General features: G+C 67.0%; 15 protein-coding genes. 8 read left to right on the top strand and 7 right to left on the bottom strand.

The features are described 5' to 3' along the window. Window positions 1-99: 99 nt before the first annotated feature. From AB0L63_RS09070 to AB0L63_RS09050, 5 genes are all read right to left on the bottom strand, one after another. Window positions 100-1413, bottom strand: coding sequence for a S1 family peptidase (locus AB0L63_RS09070; RefSeq protein ID WP_364496829.1), 1314 nt, complete (start codon window positions 1411-1413; stop codon window positions 100-102). Window positions 1414-1525: 112 nt separating this feature from the next. Next, entirely contained in the window at window positions 1526-2890 is a 1365-nt protein-coding gene (locus AB0L63_RS09065) for a S1 family peptidase (protein ID WP_364496826.1), read from the bottom strand. A 167-nt stretch (window positions 2891-3057) separates the two neighbouring features. After that, complete coding sequence (locus AB0L63_RS09060; RefSeq protein WP_364496823.1) at window positions 3058-4206, bottom strand: hypothetical protein; 1149 nt, start codon at window positions 4204-4206, stop codon at window positions 3058-3060. 45 nt (window positions 4207-4251) lie between these two features. After that, window positions 4252-7008 carry a LuxR C-terminal-related transcriptional regulator gene (locus tag AB0L63_RS09055; protein ID WP_364496820.1) on the bottom strand — a complete coding sequence of 919 codons (2757 nt, stop codon included), beginning with the start codon at window positions 7006-7008 and terminating at the stop codon, window positions 4252-4254. Further along, window positions 7009-8052 (bottom strand): Hsp70 family protein, encoded by a 1044-nt coding sequence (locus AB0L63_RS09050; RefSeq protein WP_364496818.1) that lies wholly within the window; start codon window positions 8050-8052, stop codon window positions 7009-7011. A 285-nt stretch (window positions 8053-8337) separates the two neighbouring features. Between AB0L63_RS09050 and AB0L63_RS09045 the strand changes: the two genes are divergently transcribed. The 3 genes from AB0L63_RS09045 to AB0L63_RS09035 all read left to right on the top strand — a co-directional run bounded on the left by AB0L63_RS09045 (window position 8338) and on the right by AB0L63_RS09035 (window position 9857). Next, window positions 8338-8799 (top strand): IniB N-terminal domain-containing protein, encoded by a 462-nt coding sequence (locus tag AB0L63_RS09045; RefSeq protein WP_364496815.1) that lies wholly within the window; start codon window positions 8338-8340, stop codon window positions 8797-8799. Between the two features lie 54 nt (window positions 8800-8853). Beyond that, a complete protein-coding gene (locus AB0L63_RS09040) occupies window positions 8854-8997 on the top strand; it encodes a hypothetical protein (RefSeq protein WP_364496814.1) in 144 nt (47 codons plus the stop codon). A 218-nt stretch (window positions 8998-9215) separates the two neighbouring features. Continuing rightward, window positions 9216-9857, top strand: a complete 642-nt coding sequence (locus AB0L63_RS09035) for an endonuclease (RefSeq protein WP_364496812.1) — start codon at window positions 9216-9218, stop codon at window positions 9855-9857. A 3-nt stretch (window positions 9858-9860) separates the two neighbouring features. Here the strand turns inward: AB0L63_RS09035 and AB0L63_RS09030 are convergent, their stop codons facing one another. Beyond that, on the bottom strand, window positions 9861-10133 hold the full coding sequence (locus AB0L63_RS09030; protein WP_364496809.1) for an XRE family transcriptional regulator: 273 nt from the start codon (window positions 10131-10133) through the stop codon (window positions 9861-9863). Between the two features lie 156 nt (window positions 10134-10289). On the opposite strand from AB0L63_RS09030, the gene AB0L63_RS09025 reads away from it, so the two are divergent. Next, window positions 10290-10820, top strand: coding sequence for an NUDIX hydrolase (locus AB0L63_RS09025; protein ID WP_364496919.1), 531 nt, complete (start codon window positions 10290-10292; stop codon window positions 10818-10820). Between the two features lie 3 nt (window positions 10821-10823). Here AB0L63_RS09025 and AB0L63_RS09020 read toward each other — a convergent pair whose 3' ends face one another. Next, window positions 10824-11984 carry a zinc-binding dehydrogenase gene (locus tag AB0L63_RS09020; protein ID WP_364496806.1) on the bottom strand — a complete coding sequence of 387 codons (1161 nt, stop codon included), beginning with the start codon at window positions 11982-11984 and terminating at the stop codon, window positions 10824-10826. A gap of 409 nt (window positions 11985-12393) precedes the next feature. Here AB0L63_RS09020 and dnaK point away from each other — a divergent pair, with 409 nt between their 5' ends. From dnaK to AB0L63_RS09000, 4 genes are read left to right on the top strand one after another with little or no spacing between them, the layout of a single operon-like run. After that, a complete protein-coding gene (gene dnaK / locus AB0L63_RS09015) occupies window positions 12394-14241 on the top strand; it encodes a molecular chaperone DnaK (RefSeq protein ID WP_364496803.1) in 1848 nt (615 codons plus the stop codon). After that, the gene (gene grpE / locus AB0L63_RS09010; RefSeq protein ID WP_364496800.1) at window positions 14238-14921 is read left to right on the top strand and encodes a nucleotide exchange factor GrpE; all 684 of its coding nucleotides are present in this window, start codon (window positions 14238-14240) and stop codon (window positions 14919-14921) included. Before dnaK ends, grpE begins: the two co-directional genes overlap by 4 nt. 24 nt (window positions 14922-14945) lie before the next feature. Next, on the top strand, window positions 14946-16109 hold the full coding sequence (gene dnaJ, locus AB0L63_RS09005) for a molecular chaperone DnaJ (RefSeq protein WP_364496797.1): 1164 nt from the start codon (window positions 14946-14948) through the stop codon (window positions 16107-16109). Next, on the top strand, window positions 16109-16513 hold the full coding sequence (locus AB0L63_RS09000) for a helix-turn-helix transcriptional regulator (protein WP_364496794.1): 405 nt from the start codon (window positions 16109-16111) through the stop codon (window positions 16511-16513). The genes dnaJ and AB0L63_RS09000 overlap by 1 nt, the downstream gene beginning before the upstream one ends. Window positions 16514-16850 lie beyond the last annotated feature (337 nt).

Here is a 16850-nt window from a genome sequence, read left to right as displayed (position 1 = left end):
ATTTGCGCGCACTCGGGCGACGCAGATGCAGTGGAATGCCCCCAAGGACAGCGAAAAGGCCGACAGCGTCGCCGCTGCCGGCCTTTTCGAAGGTTCCTGCTAGTTGTTTACCTTCAGACCCGGATTGTCCGAAAGAACCACGCTGACCGGCTGCGCGAACAGCTGTGGCGCATTCCCGGTGAGAGCGCCGATCAGATTCGGGATCTCGCAGATCGGGAAGTCGGCCACCGACGACGCGCTGGAGATACCGAGCGCCATCCGGCCGGAGACGATCGCACCGCCACTGTCACCGGGCAGGGCACAGATATTGGCGGAGAATGCCTGGGTGAGCTCCCGGTCGCCGACCTGCACGGTCTGGTCCACCGCGTTGACGATGCCGCAGCTGAAGCCGGTGCGGGCACCGGACTTGCAGACCGGAGCACCGACCACCGGAACGGCGACGCCGTCGATCGCGATCGGCTGGCCGGGCTGGCGCACGAGGTTGTTCGTGAACCGGTCCTTGGCCTGATCGTTGATCCGGACGATCGAGTAGTCCTGGGCGCCGAGCACCGACTTCTGGAACGTGCCCACCTGCGCACCCGGCCGATCACCGGCCAGCTCGTAGACGCCGGCCGCATTTCCGGAGCCCGCCGAGGCAATGTCAGGATTGCAGTGGCCCGCAGTGATGTTCACCACATTGCCGGCCCGGTCGGTGCCGTTGAAGCCGAGCGAGCAACGCAGCGACGTGCGCCCGGCGATCGAAGCGAAGCCGTCGCCACCGGCCAGTGGACCGGTCTGCATCGCACCCGCGACCGGAGTGGCCTGCAACTGCTCACCGGCGACCGGCGGGGCCGTCACGATGACCCGCGACGGGTCGACGAAGTTCGGCATCGGCAGGCCGGCCTGCTCGACCCGCACCGCGATGCTGTTGTTGACGGGATCGACCACCACACCGCGCACCAGCGCGGAGACCGCCTCGGGCTGTCCCTCCAGCCAGCGCTCGAAGGCGCTCTTCTCACCGCGCAGCGCCGCCTCGCTCTTGGCGACATTGTGGACCTCGAAGCCGGCCGACGTGGCCGCCTTGCGGGCCTCATCGGCGCCCGGACCCTGGGCAAGGGCCACGACCGCCTTGCCGCCGTCATCGATCCACGAACCCGCGAAGACCTGCGGGAACTGGCGCTGCGCCGTGGTGGCGAAGGCCGCGACCTGCTGGGCCAGATCGGCCCGGTGCAGGTACTCCTCAGGGGAGATCTTCAAATCGCGCGCTACCGCGGCGATCAGCTCGGCGGGAAGGGCCGGCTGGTCGGGTTGTGCGTTCGCTACTGCCGCCGTTGGACCGAACAGCAGAATCGCCGCCGAGGCGGCGATAACTGTTTTTCGAACCCGGGTCTGTCGCGGAGCTGATCGGAACTGACCTATACGTGCCAGGAGCATGCCCATACCTTAAGGTGTCCGGCCGGTTATGCCTACTTGTGTCGTGATGTTGTTCGTCTCACTAATCGACTGGCCGTCGGTTTATCGGAAATACGATGTCCCGCAAACCATCTCACCCGGCGTTCGGACGGGTCCGCAGCGCGATGCCGGTGCCGACGCCGCCGGCGGCGGACGCGTCGATGTCGGCCAGGATCGAGCGGATCGGAATACCGAGCGTCGCGGTGCCGCCGTACTGCGCGAGCGCGACATTGGCCTCATTGCAGTTGGGTGCGTCGGCCGCATTGGAACCGCTGGTGATGCCGAGGGCCAGCGTACCCGAGACGATCGCGCCGCCGCTGTCGCCGCCGAGCGTGCAGGCCGAACTGGCGAAGCCGCGCACGGTCTTGCTCACACCCTCGGCGGTGTACAGCTGGGTTTCGACCCGATCGGCCACCACGAACCCGCAGGTGAAGGTGGAGGACTGGCCCGACTTGCAGACCGGTGCGCCGGTGACCGGCTCGGCGGTACCGGTAATGGTCAGCGTGGTGCCGTTGGCGCCGCGCACCGACGGCTGGTCCATGCCCGCCTTGACCGAGCGCTCGTTGAGTTTGATGACGGAGTAGTCGAGCGCGGTCGGGCCGCCGAGGCGCGCCGTGACGAAGGTGCCGAGCTCGATGCTGTTCGGGATGTCCTTGACATTGGGCAGGTAGACCGTGGCCTGCTGGTCGCCCTTGTCCAGGTTCGGGTCGCAGTGGCCCGCGCTGATATTCAGCGCGTTACCCGCCGTGTCCACACTGTTGAAGCCGAACGAGCAGACATCGACGCCGCGCAGCGAGGTGTCCTTCAGCGAGGTCGGCGCGGTGATGTAGGTGTCGCCGCCCATCGGACGTCGCTCGATCGGGCCGCCGCTATTGGGCGAGAGGATGACCTTGACGTTGGCGATCAGGGTCGGCAGGTTCAGCGCGTGGCCGACCGGCGTATTGGCCACCGACAGCACCAGCTGGCTGTTGAGGAAGTCGACGGCGACGGAGTTGATCGACTGGGCGATCTCCTTGGGCAGCGCGCTGATCCACTGATTCAGCTGCATCAGCGAATTCTCCAGACCGTCGGCCGAGATCGGGGCCAGGCGGGTCTGGTAGCCGTCGGCCGCGACGATCTTGGCGGCGTCGACCGAGGTGACCGCGACGACCGGCTTACCGTCGGTGCCGAGCCAGGCGCCGGCGTAGGTGTCGGGGCGCTCGCTGCGGAACGATCCCGCGTATTCGCTGAGCTCCTGGGCCTTGGCGGCACGTTCCAGATACTCCGCGGGCGTCATCCTCAGATCGCGAGAAATGGCCTCGGCGAGTTCGGGCGGCAGATTCTCGGCGGAAAGCTGCCCTGGTACTGCCGGTTCGGCCGAAGCGGCGGTGGTGACGAGCAAGGGGGCGATGAGAACGGTCGCGGCGAATCCGATCGTGGCTGCCTTGACCGCGGCGCTGCGCGCCACCAACTTGCGCATGAAGTCCCTTCGTCGGCACGGGGTGTGCCAGCTACATCCGTGGGCCATGGGCTGAATCCGTTGGCGCACAGTCTTCGTCAGCAACAGACCTGATGGCCGCAAACTCTCCCGACTACACCGGTCAGCCGATCACTTTAAGGCACAAACCTGAGTAGGTCGCTGTGAAATCAACCAGGGGGTGCCAACTCGTAGGTAAAAGGCTGTTGCCACGGCAGCTGCGTCCACGTCGGAGGCGTCCACATGGGGAAGCCGGGCCGGGTGGTCGTGGTCCGGCTCGGCCGGGTGGTGGTCGGCGATGTCGTGGTCGGCGGTGTCGTGGCCGGTGTGGTCGGTGTGGTCGGTTCGGGTGTGGTGGTCGGTGTGGTCGACGGCTCTGCGGTCTCCGGTTCGCTACTGGTGATGACCACAGGCGGTTCGATGGTCGGCGGCGTGGTCATCGGCTCGGTCGGTAGCTCCACCGGCGGCTGCGGGGTCGGGCTCGTCGAGACCTGATCGGATTTGGCGTCGGGCACCGGTGGTACCGGGGTCGGGCCCGGATCACGGAACAATATGGCGAAGCCGATACCGCCGAGTATCAGGCCGATGCCGACCGCGACCGCGATCAGCAGCGGTGTGCCGCGGTCTGTCTTGGGAGGTGCGGCCGGCGGCGGCTCGGGTGTGCTCGCCTCGACCGCGGTCGTGTCGACCAGCGGTGCGGCGGCCGGCATCGCCGCCGAATAGGCCTGCGGCGCAACCTCGGGCGTCGCCGGGATGACATCGGTGTCGACGGTCGAGTTCTCGGCATCGCTCGGATCCGGCGGGGTCGCGCCCGCCGGGGTCGCCAGCACCGCGGCCAGCGCGGCGCGCGCGGCGTCGTAGGCGTAGGAATACTCCGGTGCGACGGCGGCGCTGCCGGGGAGATCGCCCTCGCTGACCAGCAATACCGACTTCAGGCCCAGGTAGTCCAGTGCGTCGCGGAGCGAGAGCACGTACTGCGACGTCCAGCCGGCGGGGTAGGCCGCATAGAACTCGGCGGCGCCGTTGAGATGTTCGGCGGTCAGATTGATCAGGCAGAACAGTGCGGTAGCGACCAAGTCCTCGGCCCGGTAGGCCGCGCCGTCGTCGACGGAGATACCCGCCGGATCGCCGACCGCGGCGACGAAACCGGTGATCGAATGCGTTTGCCCGGCCGGGACGGGTCCGCCGAGAACAGCGTCGCCGTCATCGGACATGTGCAGGATCGACTCGCGCACGATGAATGTCGGTTCGCCGTGATCGGTGACGATGGCCGCTGTGCAGTTTTCCTCGGCGATACGCAGGCCCACCCCAGTGGCCATCGTCAAATACCTCGCTTCGGCGTCACGGATCGGCGCGCGCCCCGATCACACCAGCAGCGAGCCGTGTCCCATGGCGCGGAGCATCGACAATAACTCCGAACGGGATCTGGCACCGATCCGGCGTCGGATACGCGCGACATGATGCTCCACTGTCTTGGCGGAAATATACAGGCGAGCACCGATTTCCCGGTACGTCAAGCCGAGTAGGACGAGTTCGGCGACCTCGCGTTCGCGTTCGCTGAGCATCGCCGCGCCGGCGACCGGTTCCGGGGCGGCGGCCTGGCCGCCGGCCGCGTCCGCGGCGGGTGCGGTCGGTCGGACCGCGGGCTCCTGCGGACGGGCATCGGCCCGTACGGTTCTGGCGAGTTTCAGCAATGCGGTCGCGGTCGCGGAATCGGCGGCGGCGAGTGCGGCCTCGGTCGCGAGCCGGGCCGCATCCCAGGTCAGGCCGATCTCGCTGAGTCCGGCCACCGCCGACTGCACCGGGGCCGTGTCGACCTGACCGCGCAGCACCAGCACCCAGGTGCGGCCCGCGTCGGCGAGGATCGCGGCATGCCGGTCACCGGCCTCGGCCGCGGACTTCAGCAGTCGGGCGTGCGGGAGCAGTTCCTGCGGGCTCTCCTGCGCGATCGCGGCCTGTACGCCGTACCAATGGAAGGCATTGGCCCAGGCGGGCGGCTGGTCGAGCCGCCGCAGCAACGCGCGGCAGGCATCGACCAGCGGTGCGATCCGGCGCTCGTCGCGCAACCGGATGCCCGCGAGCCACAGTTCACCGACCGGCAGCAGGGTCAGCAGGTCGGCGTCCACATCGTCGAAGAGTGGATAGGCGGCCCGCCAGGCGCGGGTGAGTGCGGCATGGTCGCCCCCACGGCGGGCCAGACCGACCGTGACACTGTGCGCGAGCAGGCGGTCGCGGATATCGAGTGAATCCATGTGCAGTGCGGCGACGGTGGCCGCGGCGGCCTGTTCGTTGCCGCCGAGCATTGCGGCCCAGGCGGTGAGCACCTGCAACTGATGGCAGCGCAGGCCGCTGGTGGTGGCCCGGCGCAGTGCCTCACCGGCGCGGCGCGGTTCACCGGCGCCCAGGCACAGCAGCGTCGCGATGGAGACCGCGGTGCACGGCAGGAACCGATCGGTGCTCGCATCGGCCTGCGCGGCCTGGATGAGCGCGGATACGGCTGCGGCAGTGCCGGTTTCGTGTTCGACGATGGTACGCGAGAGTGCGGTGGCGATCAGGCGTGCGTGCGCGTTGGCCTCGGTCGGCGGCCACTGCGTCGCCGATTCGGACAGCTCGGCGGCGGCCGCCGCATCACCGGCGAGATACTGCACCGTCGCGCCGACCGCCCAATCCGCGCCGACGCGGTGCGCGCCGAGCCAGGAATACAGCTGCGCGGCGCGCCCGACCAGACCGCGGCGGGTCAGCACCGCGGCGCAGATCCGCACGGCCGCAGCGAGTTCCGCGCCGGTGACACCTGGGCGGGCCAGCACGGGCTCGGCCAGTCGCATGGCCGTATCGCCGTCGCCGGTACATGCGGCCGCTTCTGCCCAGCGCAGCGCGATGACGTCTGGATCGGCCCCGGCTGCCGCCGCGGCAGCGTAGTAGCGCACGGCCTCGCGTCCAGCCTTTTCGGCTGCGGCGCAGAGGAATTCGGCGAGGCGCTGGTCGCGGACACCGGATTCGGCGAGCAGCAGCGCGGTGTGATCGCGCAGCAGACCCGCGTCCAGTCGCGCATTGAGCAAGCGACGCTGCACGGCTACGAAGCGGCGGTCGCCGAGCAGGGTGCGCAGCGGCGCGATGGCGGGCTCGAGCAGCAGATCGGCATCGGTGACCAGCGCGCTGGCCCTGGCCCGGTCGATCAGGTTCTGAGCCGCTGCGGTGTCCACGCCGAGGACCTCGGTGAGTTCGGTGGAGTCCAGACCGGTGCCGGTGGTCGCCACGACCAGGGTCTCCAGCAGATCCGGGTCGAGATCGTCCAGGAGGGCGCGGGCCCAAGCGGCGACGGAGTCGTCGACGGCGCGTATGCCGGCATCGAGGCGGGCCGAGCAAGCGGCGGTCAGCGCCGCGACCACGCCACCGCGGCTGCCCGCGGTCTGGCGATGGATGTGCTGGGCGACCGGGCGCGGCACCGCCATGCCCAGCTCGCGGGCGAACGGTGCGATATCGCAGACACCGAGTGAGCGCAGATCGGCCACCCGGCCGCGGCGGGCGACGGTGTCGGCAAGGGTGCGCAGCCGCGGATCGTGCGGGCGCGGCTGGGTTGCAACAATGACCGTATAGCGGCCGGATTCGATAGTCGCGTAGAGGGATTCGAGATCCGATTCGCTCAGGGTGTGCGCATTGTCGATGATCAGGGCCTGGCGTGGTGTGCGCGCGCCGTTGGTGCGGTGGATCGGTGGGGTCCGATTGGTGGTTGCGTTACCGGTGCGTTGGATGGTGTTGATTTCTTCGGCGGTTCGGGTTCGGTGTCCGTCGCCGGCGGTGTGCGCGCCGTTGCCCGGCCTTCGATTGAGGTACGGATCGCCGTGGCCGAGGTGCCGCCCGTCACCATGCTGGCCGTCTGCCGGTGTGTGCGCTCCGTCGAGCGAATCGGCATGCAGCGCAAGGTGTTCGGGCAGCACCGGATCGTCTTGGAACGGGATGCCGTTGGTGCGCAGACGGGCTCGGATCACCGAGAGGAGGGTGGATTTGCCGGAGCCGGAGCGGCCCCGAATCAGATACACGACCGGTTCCTGATCCGCGGAATCCAGTTCGCGGAGGATCTCGCGCGCGCAGGGCAGCGTGTCGAAGGCGATATCGCCCATTTATCTGCCTCCGGGGATCTTGGGCAGTGCGGATATGACGCTGCCGACCGTGTCGCCGAGGGTGTCCACGGCGCCGGTCGGGAGCGGTGGCACGGTCGGGACCTGGGGCTGCGGTGCGGGCTGGTTCTGCGTTGCCGGAACGTCCGCAGACGGCTGCGTGGCAGGTTGGCCGGGAGCCAGTTGGCTCTGGGCGGGCTGACTGTCGGTCGTGGGAGAGGCCGCCGTTTGCCACGGCACTGCTGATCGGGCGGACGTTGTTCGCGGACTTTTCGACCGGCCGCGGCACGGTGGGCAGTTCCTCGGTTTTCGTGTTGCTGCCCATGGCCGCCGTCGGTGTGCGATCCGCGGTGACGGACAGCGAGTCCGCGGCCAGTTCGGCGGCGGAGCCGCGCTGGTGAGCCGCGACTGCGGCGCGGCGACGACGGGGAGTCCGAACTCGGTGGAGATCAACTCGGCCACCAGCGGGATCGCACCGGTGCGTAGCACCCGGTCTATATCGCCGATATCGACTCCGCCGCGATATACCGCGTCGCGGATGAGATCGAGCGAGGTCAGTAGGGGCCCGCATAGCAGGTCCTCGAGTTCGCTGCGGACCAGTCGGACGTTTTCGGCGTGGTGATCGGCCGGGTTCAAACGGACCAGGACGACCGTCGCGGTATTTGTGGATTGCTCTTCTTTCGCATATCGGCAGCGATCACGCAATGCCGACAATTCCGGTTCGACCACCGGATCGAACGGATCGAAATCTTTTCCATTCAATGCGTTAGCCAGGACGTAGCGCATGGTCAACAGATCGAATTCGGCGCCGGTGACATCGGCGGTGCGCAATGAGGCGCCGAGCACGGCCGCCGGCGCGCCGGTGTGGACCACCGAGACCGTGCGGCTCGATGCGCCGAGATCGTAAACGACAACCGTGTCATCGCCGAGCGCGCCGTGCGCGGCCGCCGGCCAACCCCTGTCGTAGTCGCTGCCATCCCCCGGGGTCGCAACGGCGACCGAATTCGACGCTCCGACAGTGATGCCGAGCGCCAGACGCTCTGTCATTCGAGAACCCCGTTCGAAAACTGTGTGCCCGGTAGCCGCTGTTGTGTTGACGGGAAGGTGGAGGACCTCTCAGCCGCACCACTTCTGTCGGTTGCTGGGCATCAGCCGTTACTTACTCGGGAAGGTGCGGGGTAATTCCCCTAATGGTTCGGGTGCCCCTAATCGGAACGTGCGGTGCGTAGTAGGGGTGCGCCCCGTTTCGGAGTAACGCCGAGCGTTCCTAGCGTGAAATGCGTTCCAACGACTGCGGATCGCGCTGGTCCGCTCATCCAGGAGATGATTTCGATGACACCCAATGCGATTCTGGAGTTCATTCTCGACCTGCTCAGGGACCACGAGGCCGCGGTGGGGTATTGCGCCAATCCCGGACAGGCGCTGGCAGCTGCCGGTCTGCCCGCCGTGACACCAGAGGATATCGCCGCCGTCGCCCCCATCGTCGCCGAATCAGCCCTGATCACGGGCGGCGCACAGCTGTCGGCGATTGTGGCGGCCGGCGGTGTTGCTGAGGCTTCCGGTTCCACACTGACCGGTGCTGCCTCCTCGCCCGTCGGGTACACCGCGAATACCTGGTCGTCGCTGGACGTTTCGAATGCCTTCGGTTCCGGACTCGACAGTTCGGCCGGTTCGCATCCGGACACGTCGGTCACCGGACACAGCGAATCCAACCTCTGCACCGATACTCATGCGGGTACCGATCTGGCCGGACATGCCGGCGCCGATCTCGACGGCGGCGCCTTCCTGCACTGAGCGGTGCCGGCGGCTATTTGGACGGAAGAGGTTCGATGGGGACACCCGCGTTGAATGCTCAGCCGCCCGTGGTACCGCTGCCGCGGTGCGCACATCGCGCGCTCGCGCCCGCCACCCCTGGCCGACCAGTTCACCACCACCGCCTGTCTCACCGCGGCCCGCAGCGCCGAAGGCGCCCTCAGCCTGCTACTGGAGTAATCCTCGGCGCGGATGCTGCGGGCCACGATCGGCGCATTGCCGGATCGCCAGCTCGATGCGCACACCCGGCAGTGCGGCCGCTCACCTGCCGTGGCGGGTCTACGCCGCAGCAGGTCGCTCGCACGGTCGTCGCCAAGGATTGCGCGGCGTAGGTTCCGTCGCAGGTGTGGACCCGCGGCCCCTGGGTACGCCCCGGATATCGAACCCAGGAGCATGCGATGACTCAAAAAGATGTGGTGAATGCGTTGCTGGACCGGGCCGGCAGCGGCTACGCGGCCGAGGCCGGTATCACCCTGGCCGATGAACCCGCTCCGCTGTTCCAACTACTCATGCTCGCCGAATTGCTCAGCACCCGGATTTCCGCCGATATCGCCGTCGCTGCGGCCAAGGAGTTGGTGAGTACCGGGTACCGCACCCCGAACCGGGTCGCGGATGCCGGTTGGCAAGAGCTCATCGACGCACTCGGCCGCGCCCACTACCGGCGCTATGACGAGAGTACGGCGTCGCGCTTGGGTGCCAACGCGTCTCGCGTGCTGGACCGCTACGGCGGCGACCTGCGCAAACTCGCCGACGAAGCCGAGCACGATCCGACCCGCGCCGCCGAACTGCTGCAACAGTTCCAGGGCATCGGCCCGACCGGCAGCGATATCTTCCTGCGCGAAGTCCAGGATGTATGGACGTGGGTCCGACCGCATTTCGACGAACGCGCGCTGCGCGGCGCGGAACGCGTCCGACTTCCGGCCGACCCGGACCGCTTGGCCGAACTGGCCCCGGAAAACCACACCGCCGACCTGGCCGCCGCACTGGTCCGGGTCGGACTGAACCGCGAGATCGCCGATCAGGTGCTCGCCGCCACCTGAGGATCAGGTGATCTGCACCTGCACCCGCAGACCGGCCGCGGCGATCATATTGACCAGCGCGTCCAGGCTGAACAGCTGCGTTCGGCCGCTGAGCAGATCGGAGATCCGCGCGGCGGTCACGCCTAGGTGCTCGGCGGCGACCTCCGGACTCCAGCCGTTGGTCGCGATCCGGTCGGTCAGTTCGAATATCAGCTGCGACCGCAGCCGCATATTCTCGACGTCGCCTCGGATGTCATCGATCGCATCCCACACGATGTCGAAGATCTTCTCGGCCATGCTTAGCCCACCTTCTCGAGCCGTTCGAGGACGTATGTGCGCTGTTGGTGTAGAAGTGGAGAGACCGTGCCCATCGTCGCAGCAGGTATGGCCAGATGGCGGCAACTCCGCCGAACCCGCGTATTTCCGGACCGGGCGTAGGAAGGTCGTGAGGTGATGCCGGACCGTGACGCGCAACCGTTCGCCCAGGTGAGCCTGGCCGCGGGAGCGTTATTCGTCCGCGATGAGCAGGTGCTGCTTGTCCATTCGGTCGATCGGTGTGATTGGTACGTTCCGGGCGGCATCGTCGGGCTCGGCGAATCGCCGGCCGCGGCCTGTCGCCGCGCGATCCGCGAAGAACTCGGCCTGGACCGCCCGCCGCAGCGACTGCTGGTGCACGACTGGGTGCAGAAACCAGCGGGCGACAAGATCGTTTACATCTTCGACTGCGGCGAACTCGGCAACGAATCGGCCGTTCGACTGCGGGAGAGCGACCTGGACCGCTGGCAGTGGGTCCGGGTCGACACCGCGGACAGCTTCGCCGGCCGCGAGCCGGCCCGCCGTATCTGGCAGGCCTTCCGTGCCCGCATGGAGGGCCACGCCGTCTACCTCGAACACGGCCAACCGGCGCTCGGCTACCCGGACACCGCAGTAGCCGCACCCTCGTGGCTCGATCGGCAGCCCGACCGGGACCGGCACCTCGGCTGAGCGTCAGGGGGGCGTCACCGTAGCGGTCGGGTCGATCAAGATCTTCGCGTGCTGTTCCGGATCGGCCAGCGCGGTGAACGCATTATCGATACCGTCCAGCCCGACGGTGCCGGTGATCAATCGAGCCGGATCGACCTTCCCGTCGGCGATCATATGCAGCGTGTCGCGGAATTCACCTGGGTCGTAGCCGAGGGCGAAGCGAAGTTCGATTTCCTTATTGATGGCCATCGCCGGTTGGAAGTGATCGATCTGCATGCAGACGCCGACCACGACAACGCGCGAAAGTGGCGGCGCGGCCGCGAGGATCTGATCGATAATGCCCGGCACGCCAACACATTCGAAGATGACCGGACCCGCCGGACCGGCATTGAGCGAATGCACCAGCCGGAAGATATACCACCAGGGCAGATTCGGGACGCGGCGCAGCCGTTCCATGGTGTCGAAACCGAGGCGGAGAATATCGGTGACACCATTGATCCGCCCGCGCTCGGGCGCTGCCTCCCACGGTGATTCGGTCGCGGGGTCGACCACGATATCGGCACCGCAGCCGACGGCGAGTTCGCGGCGGCGCGGTGCGAAATCACTGGCGACGACGGTGCGCACACCCGCCGCCTTCAGCATGCTGATGACTGCCAAACCAATAGGGCCGCAGCCGATTACGAATGCCGTCTGGCTCTTGCCGACCCGCCCCTTGCGCACCGCGTGCCAGGCGACGGCCATCGGTTCGGTGAGTGCGGCATGTTCGGCCGAAAGTCCGTTCGGGATCGGCATTGTCATGGATTCCTGCACCACCACCTGCTCGGCATACGCGCCCGGTGCGGCCGTCGAGAGCCCGGTCAGCTGCGGTGCGCCATTGTGCCGCACGATCGGCAGTGCGACCACAGGCGTACCTGTCCGCCAGCGTTTGTGGCAGCCCGGCCCGTAATCGACTATCTCGCCACTGAATTCGTGTCCGAGCACCACACTCTGATCCGAGCGCATGAATTGGTCGTATCCGGTGCGGGCGGCCAGCTCGGCCATCTCGTCGGCGTGCGTGCGGACGTGCAGATCGGACCCACAGATGCCGCATCGCGAGACATTGATCAGCACCTGCCCGCGACCGGGTGTCGGTGTCGGCAATTCCTCGACCGAGAACTTGGTATTGGTGACGACGGCGGCCCTCATAGTCGAACTCCTCGGATCGGCGGCGCACGGTGGGCGGGGTGAACCGCCCTAGGTCACCCTACTGCCGCGGGAATAGACCGCGAGGGCCGTCGGTTGAGCTGTTCGACAATGTTGAGTGTGTTCGGCTCAAGTTTCAGTTGACGCCCGGTGTCGAATGGGTGCAGGATTGAGCCGACCACGCTCAGCGTTGCTGGGACCGTGCTCCGTAAGGTGCTTGGGGCGAGGTCTCGCGGCACCCGACTCGGCAGTCGCCGGGGCGGATGTCGCAGGGCGAGTAGATCGCCTGAAACCCCAGCACCGACACAAGTAGTTACGTCAACCCCGGTATGAGAGGTCAGGCACGGAGGCGGCAGCTTGCGTAACCACGCAGTGCCCCGCTCATCCCGAATTGGACACAGGAGGAACCACTATGGCTCGTGCGGTCGGAATCGACCTCGGGACCACGAACTCGGTCGTCGCCGTTCTCGAAGGCGGCGAGCCGGTCGTTGTCGCGAACTCTGAAGGATCGCGCACTACCCCCTCGGTCGTCGCGTTCGCCAAGAACGGCGAGGTTCTGGTCGGCCAGCCCGCGAAGAACCAGGCGGTCACCAACGTCGACCGCACCATCCGCTCGGTCAAGCGCCACATCGGCACCGATTGGTCGGTGGCCATCGACGACAAGAAGTACACCGCGCAGGAGATCAGCGCGCGCGTGCTGATGAAGCTCAAGCGCGACGCCGAGGCCTACCTGGGCGAGGAGATCACCGACGCGGTGATCACCGTGCCGGCGTACTTCGAGGACTCGCAGCGTCAGGCCACCAAGGAAGCCGGTCAGATCGCCGGTCTGAACGTGCTGCGCATCGTCAACGAGCCCACTGCGGCCGCACTCGCGTACGGCTTGGACAAGGGCGATAAGGAACAGACCATCCTGGTCTTCGACCTCGGTGGCGGCACCTTCGACGTCTCGCTGCTGGAAATCGGCGAGGGCGTCGTCGAGGTCCGTGCCACCTCCGGTGACAACCACCTCGGCGGTGACGACTGGGACGAGCGCGTCGTGACCTGGCTGGTCGACAAGTTCAAGGCCAGCGCGGGCATCGACCTGACCAAGGACAAGATGGCCATGCAGCGCCTGCGTGAGGCGGCGGAGAAGGCCAAGATCGAGCTGAGCTCCTCGCAGAGCACCTCGATCAACCTGCCCTACATCACCGTCGACGCCGACAAGAATCCGCTGTTCCTCGACGAGCAGCTGACCCGCGCCGAATTCCAGAAGATCACCTCGGATCTGCTCGACCGCACCCGCGCGCCGTTCCAGTCCGTGATCAAGGACGCGGGCATCAACGTGGCCGATATCGATCACGTCGTGCTCGTCGGTGGCTCGACCCGTATGCCCGCCGTCTCGGACCTGGTCCGCGAGCTGACCGGCGGCAAGGAGCCCAACAAGGGCGTGAACCCGGACGAGGTCGTCGCCGTCGGCGCCGCCCTGCAGGCCGGTGTGCTCAAGGGTGAGGTCAAGGACGTCCTGCTGCTCGACGTCACCCCGCTGTCGCTGGGTATCGAGACCAAGGGCGGCGTGATGACCAAGCTCATCGAGCGCAACACCACCATCCCGACCAAGCGTTCGGAGACCTTCACCACGGCCGATGACAACCAGCCGTCGGTGCAGATCCAGGTGTTCCAGGGTGAGCGCGAGATCGCCTCGCACAACAAGCTGCTCGGCTCCTTCGAGCTGACCGGCATCCCGCCGGCCCCGCGTGGTGTGCCGCAGATCGAGGTCACCTTCGATATCGATGCCAACGGCATCGTGCACGTGACCGCGAAGGACAAGGGCACCGGCAAGGAGAACACGATCAAGATCCAGGACGGCTCCGGCCTGTCCAAGGAGGAGATCGACCGGATGGTGAAGGACGCCGAGGCGCACGCCGCCGAGGACAAGGCCCGCCGCGAGGAGGCCGAGACCCGCAACCAGGCCGAGTCGCTGGTGCACCAGACCGAGAAGTTCATCAAGGAGAACGAGGACAAGGTCCCTGCCGACGTCAAGACCAAGGTCGAGGCGGCCATCGCCGAGGCCAGCGAGGCGCTCAAGGGCACCGATATCGCGGCCGTGAAGTCCGCGGTGGAGAAGCTCGCGACCGAATCGCAGGCACTGGGTCAGGCGATCTACGAGGCGTCGGCTGCCGAGCAGGCCGCGTCAGGCAACGGCGCGCGGAGTTCCGCGAGCGATGACCAGGTCGTGGATGCCGAGGTTGTGGACGAGCCGGTCGACACGGAGAAGAAGTGAGCGAGGGAAACTCCGAACAGGAGCCGATCACCATCGTCGACAACCGCAAGATCGATCCGCAGGAGCGGAGCCTGCGCGGCGACGAGACGGTTCAGGCCGGTGAAATCCGGGAACCGGCGGCACAACCCGCCGCCGGGCCCGGCCCGGAAGCCGGGAACGGCAGCGAACCCGGCATCGGGATCGATGACGGCGCCGAGATCCTGGCCGAGACCATCACCAAGGAACTGGCCGAGCGCACCGCCGACTTGCAGCGGCTGACCGCCGAATACGCCAACTACCGGCGGCGGGTCGAGCGGGACCGGCAGGCCACCATCGACGCGGCCAAGGCCGCCGTGGTCTCCGAATTGCTCGGTGTCCTAGACGATCTCGATCGTGCGCGGGCGCACGGCGATCTCGAATCCGGACCGCTCAAGTCGGTCGCGGATAAGCTCGCCGACGCGCTGGTCAAGCAGGGTCTGCAGGAATTCGGTGCGGAGGGTGAGCCTTTCGATCCGACCCTGCACGAGGCCGTGCAGCACGAGGGCTCCGGCCACGATCCGGTGATCGGCCTCGTCATGCGCAAGGGCTATCGGTTCGGCGATCGAGTGCTTCGGCACGCGCTCGTCGGGGTTACCGATGGCGTGGCCGATCTGGTCGAAGAAGAGGCATCGGATGCTGATGCCAATACGAACAACCAATAGCAACCCGAGAGGAGGAGATACCCGGTGAGCCAACGGGAGTGGATCGAAAAGGACTTCTACAAGGAGCTGGGTGTCTCCTCCAGCGCCTCGCAGGACGAGATCAAGAAGGCGTACCGCAAGCTCGCCCGTGACTTGCATCCGGATGCCAATCCTGGCGATACCAAGGCCGAGGAGCGGTTCAAATCCGTCAGTGAGGCCCATGCCGTGCTGTCGGATTCGGCCAAGCGCAAGGAATACGACGAGACCCGAAAGCTGTTCGCCGGTGGTGGATACGGGCGCGGTGGTTTCACTCCCGGTGCGGGGGGCGGCTTCTCGCAGGACTTCAATATCGGGGACATCTTCGGCCAGCCGAATGCCGGCGACGGTGGCCTCGGTGACCTGCTCGGCGGCCTGTTCAACCGGGGCGGCACGCGCACCGCGAGCCGTCCACGCCGCGGCGCTGATGTGGAGACCGAGACGACCCTCGGCTTCCGCGAGGCCGCACAGGGTGTCACGGTTCCGCTGCGGATGACGAGTCCGTCGCCGTGTACAACCTGTCACGGCAGCGGTGCCAAGCCGGGAACCAGTCCGCGAGTCTGCCCGGTCTGTAATGGAAACGGCGTGATCAGCCGCAACCAGGGCGCGTTCGGCTTCAGCGAGCCGTGCGACGAATGCCGTGGTACCGGTTCGATCATCGACAATCCGTGTGTCGACTGCCACGGCAACGGCATCCAGAATCGGACCCGCACCATCACGGTGCGAATTCCGCCTGGTGTCAGCGATGGGCAGAAGATCCGGCTGGCCGGACAGGGCGAGGCCGGACTGCGTGGTGCGCCCTCGGGTGACCTCTATGTGACCGTGCACGTCAGCCAGGACAAGGTCTTCGGCCGCAATGGCGACGACCTGACCCTGGTGCTGCCGGTCAGTTACAGTGAATTGGTGCTGGGCACAACGGTTTCCGTGCCCACGCTGGAAGGGCGCGTCGGCGTCAAGGTGCCGCCGGGTACTGCGGACGGTCGCATCCTGCGGGTGCGTGGCCGTGGTGTGCCCAAGCGCGGTCCCGGCGGCGGGGCGGGCGATCTGCTCGTCACCGTTAAGGTGGCCGTGCCGCAGAAGCTGGACGACAATGCCGCCGAGGCGCTCAGGCACTACGCGGAGGCGGAGAAGACCAGCGGGTTCGATCCACGTGCGGGATGGGCAGGTGCGTGATGTCCGATAATCCGAAGCGGGCAGCAGGCGGGCCGTTGCGTGCGGAGTTCTTCATGATCTCCGTGGCGGCCCAGCTGGCGGGTATGCACGCGCAGACACTGCGCACGTATGACCGCCTGGGACTGGTTACGCCGCAGCGGACTTCGGGTGGCGGTCGACGTTATTCGGAACGGGACGTCGAATTGCTCCGCGAGGTGCAGCGGCTGTCTCAGGACGAGGGCGTCAACCTGGCGGGCATCAAGCGCATCATCGAACTCACCAATCAGGTCGAGGAACTGCAACAGCGCGTCGCCGAGATATCGGCCGAGCTGGACCAGCTGCGCGCGGGGTATCGCCCCGATCTCGCACCGCAGCAACGCAGTACCGCACTGGTGGTGTGGCAGCCGCGCAATAGGCGCCGATAAGCGCGACGGCAACGCGAAGGCTCCGGGAATCGGTTTTCGGCCGAACCTGGAGCTTTTGTCATTTCACGCCGATTAGCGGATGCGTCAGGGCGCGACGCCGTATCGGGTCGTTGTCTCGAATAACTGCTGGCGGTGTTCGTGCAAACTCCTGATCCGGGTTTCGTTACCCGGCAATCGGTTCAGTCGCCCGTGAGTGTCGGCATACGATTCGACAGGGTTGCCAGTGATGTGCCCAGCCGCGAAGTTTGCTGGGACCCTTGGGCTGGCAAATAATGAGCCGGATCGGGCTGTCGGTTCCGTCGGTCGCCGGGCCGCCCGGTGCCTGTGGTTTGCTCGA

This window comes from Nocardia sp. NPDC051990 (assembly GCF_040680755.1).
GTDB lineage: Bacteria > Actinomycetota > Actinomycetes > Mycobacteriales > Mycobacteriaceae > Nocardia.
This window is presented reverse-complemented; position numbering and strand designations above follow the sequence as displayed.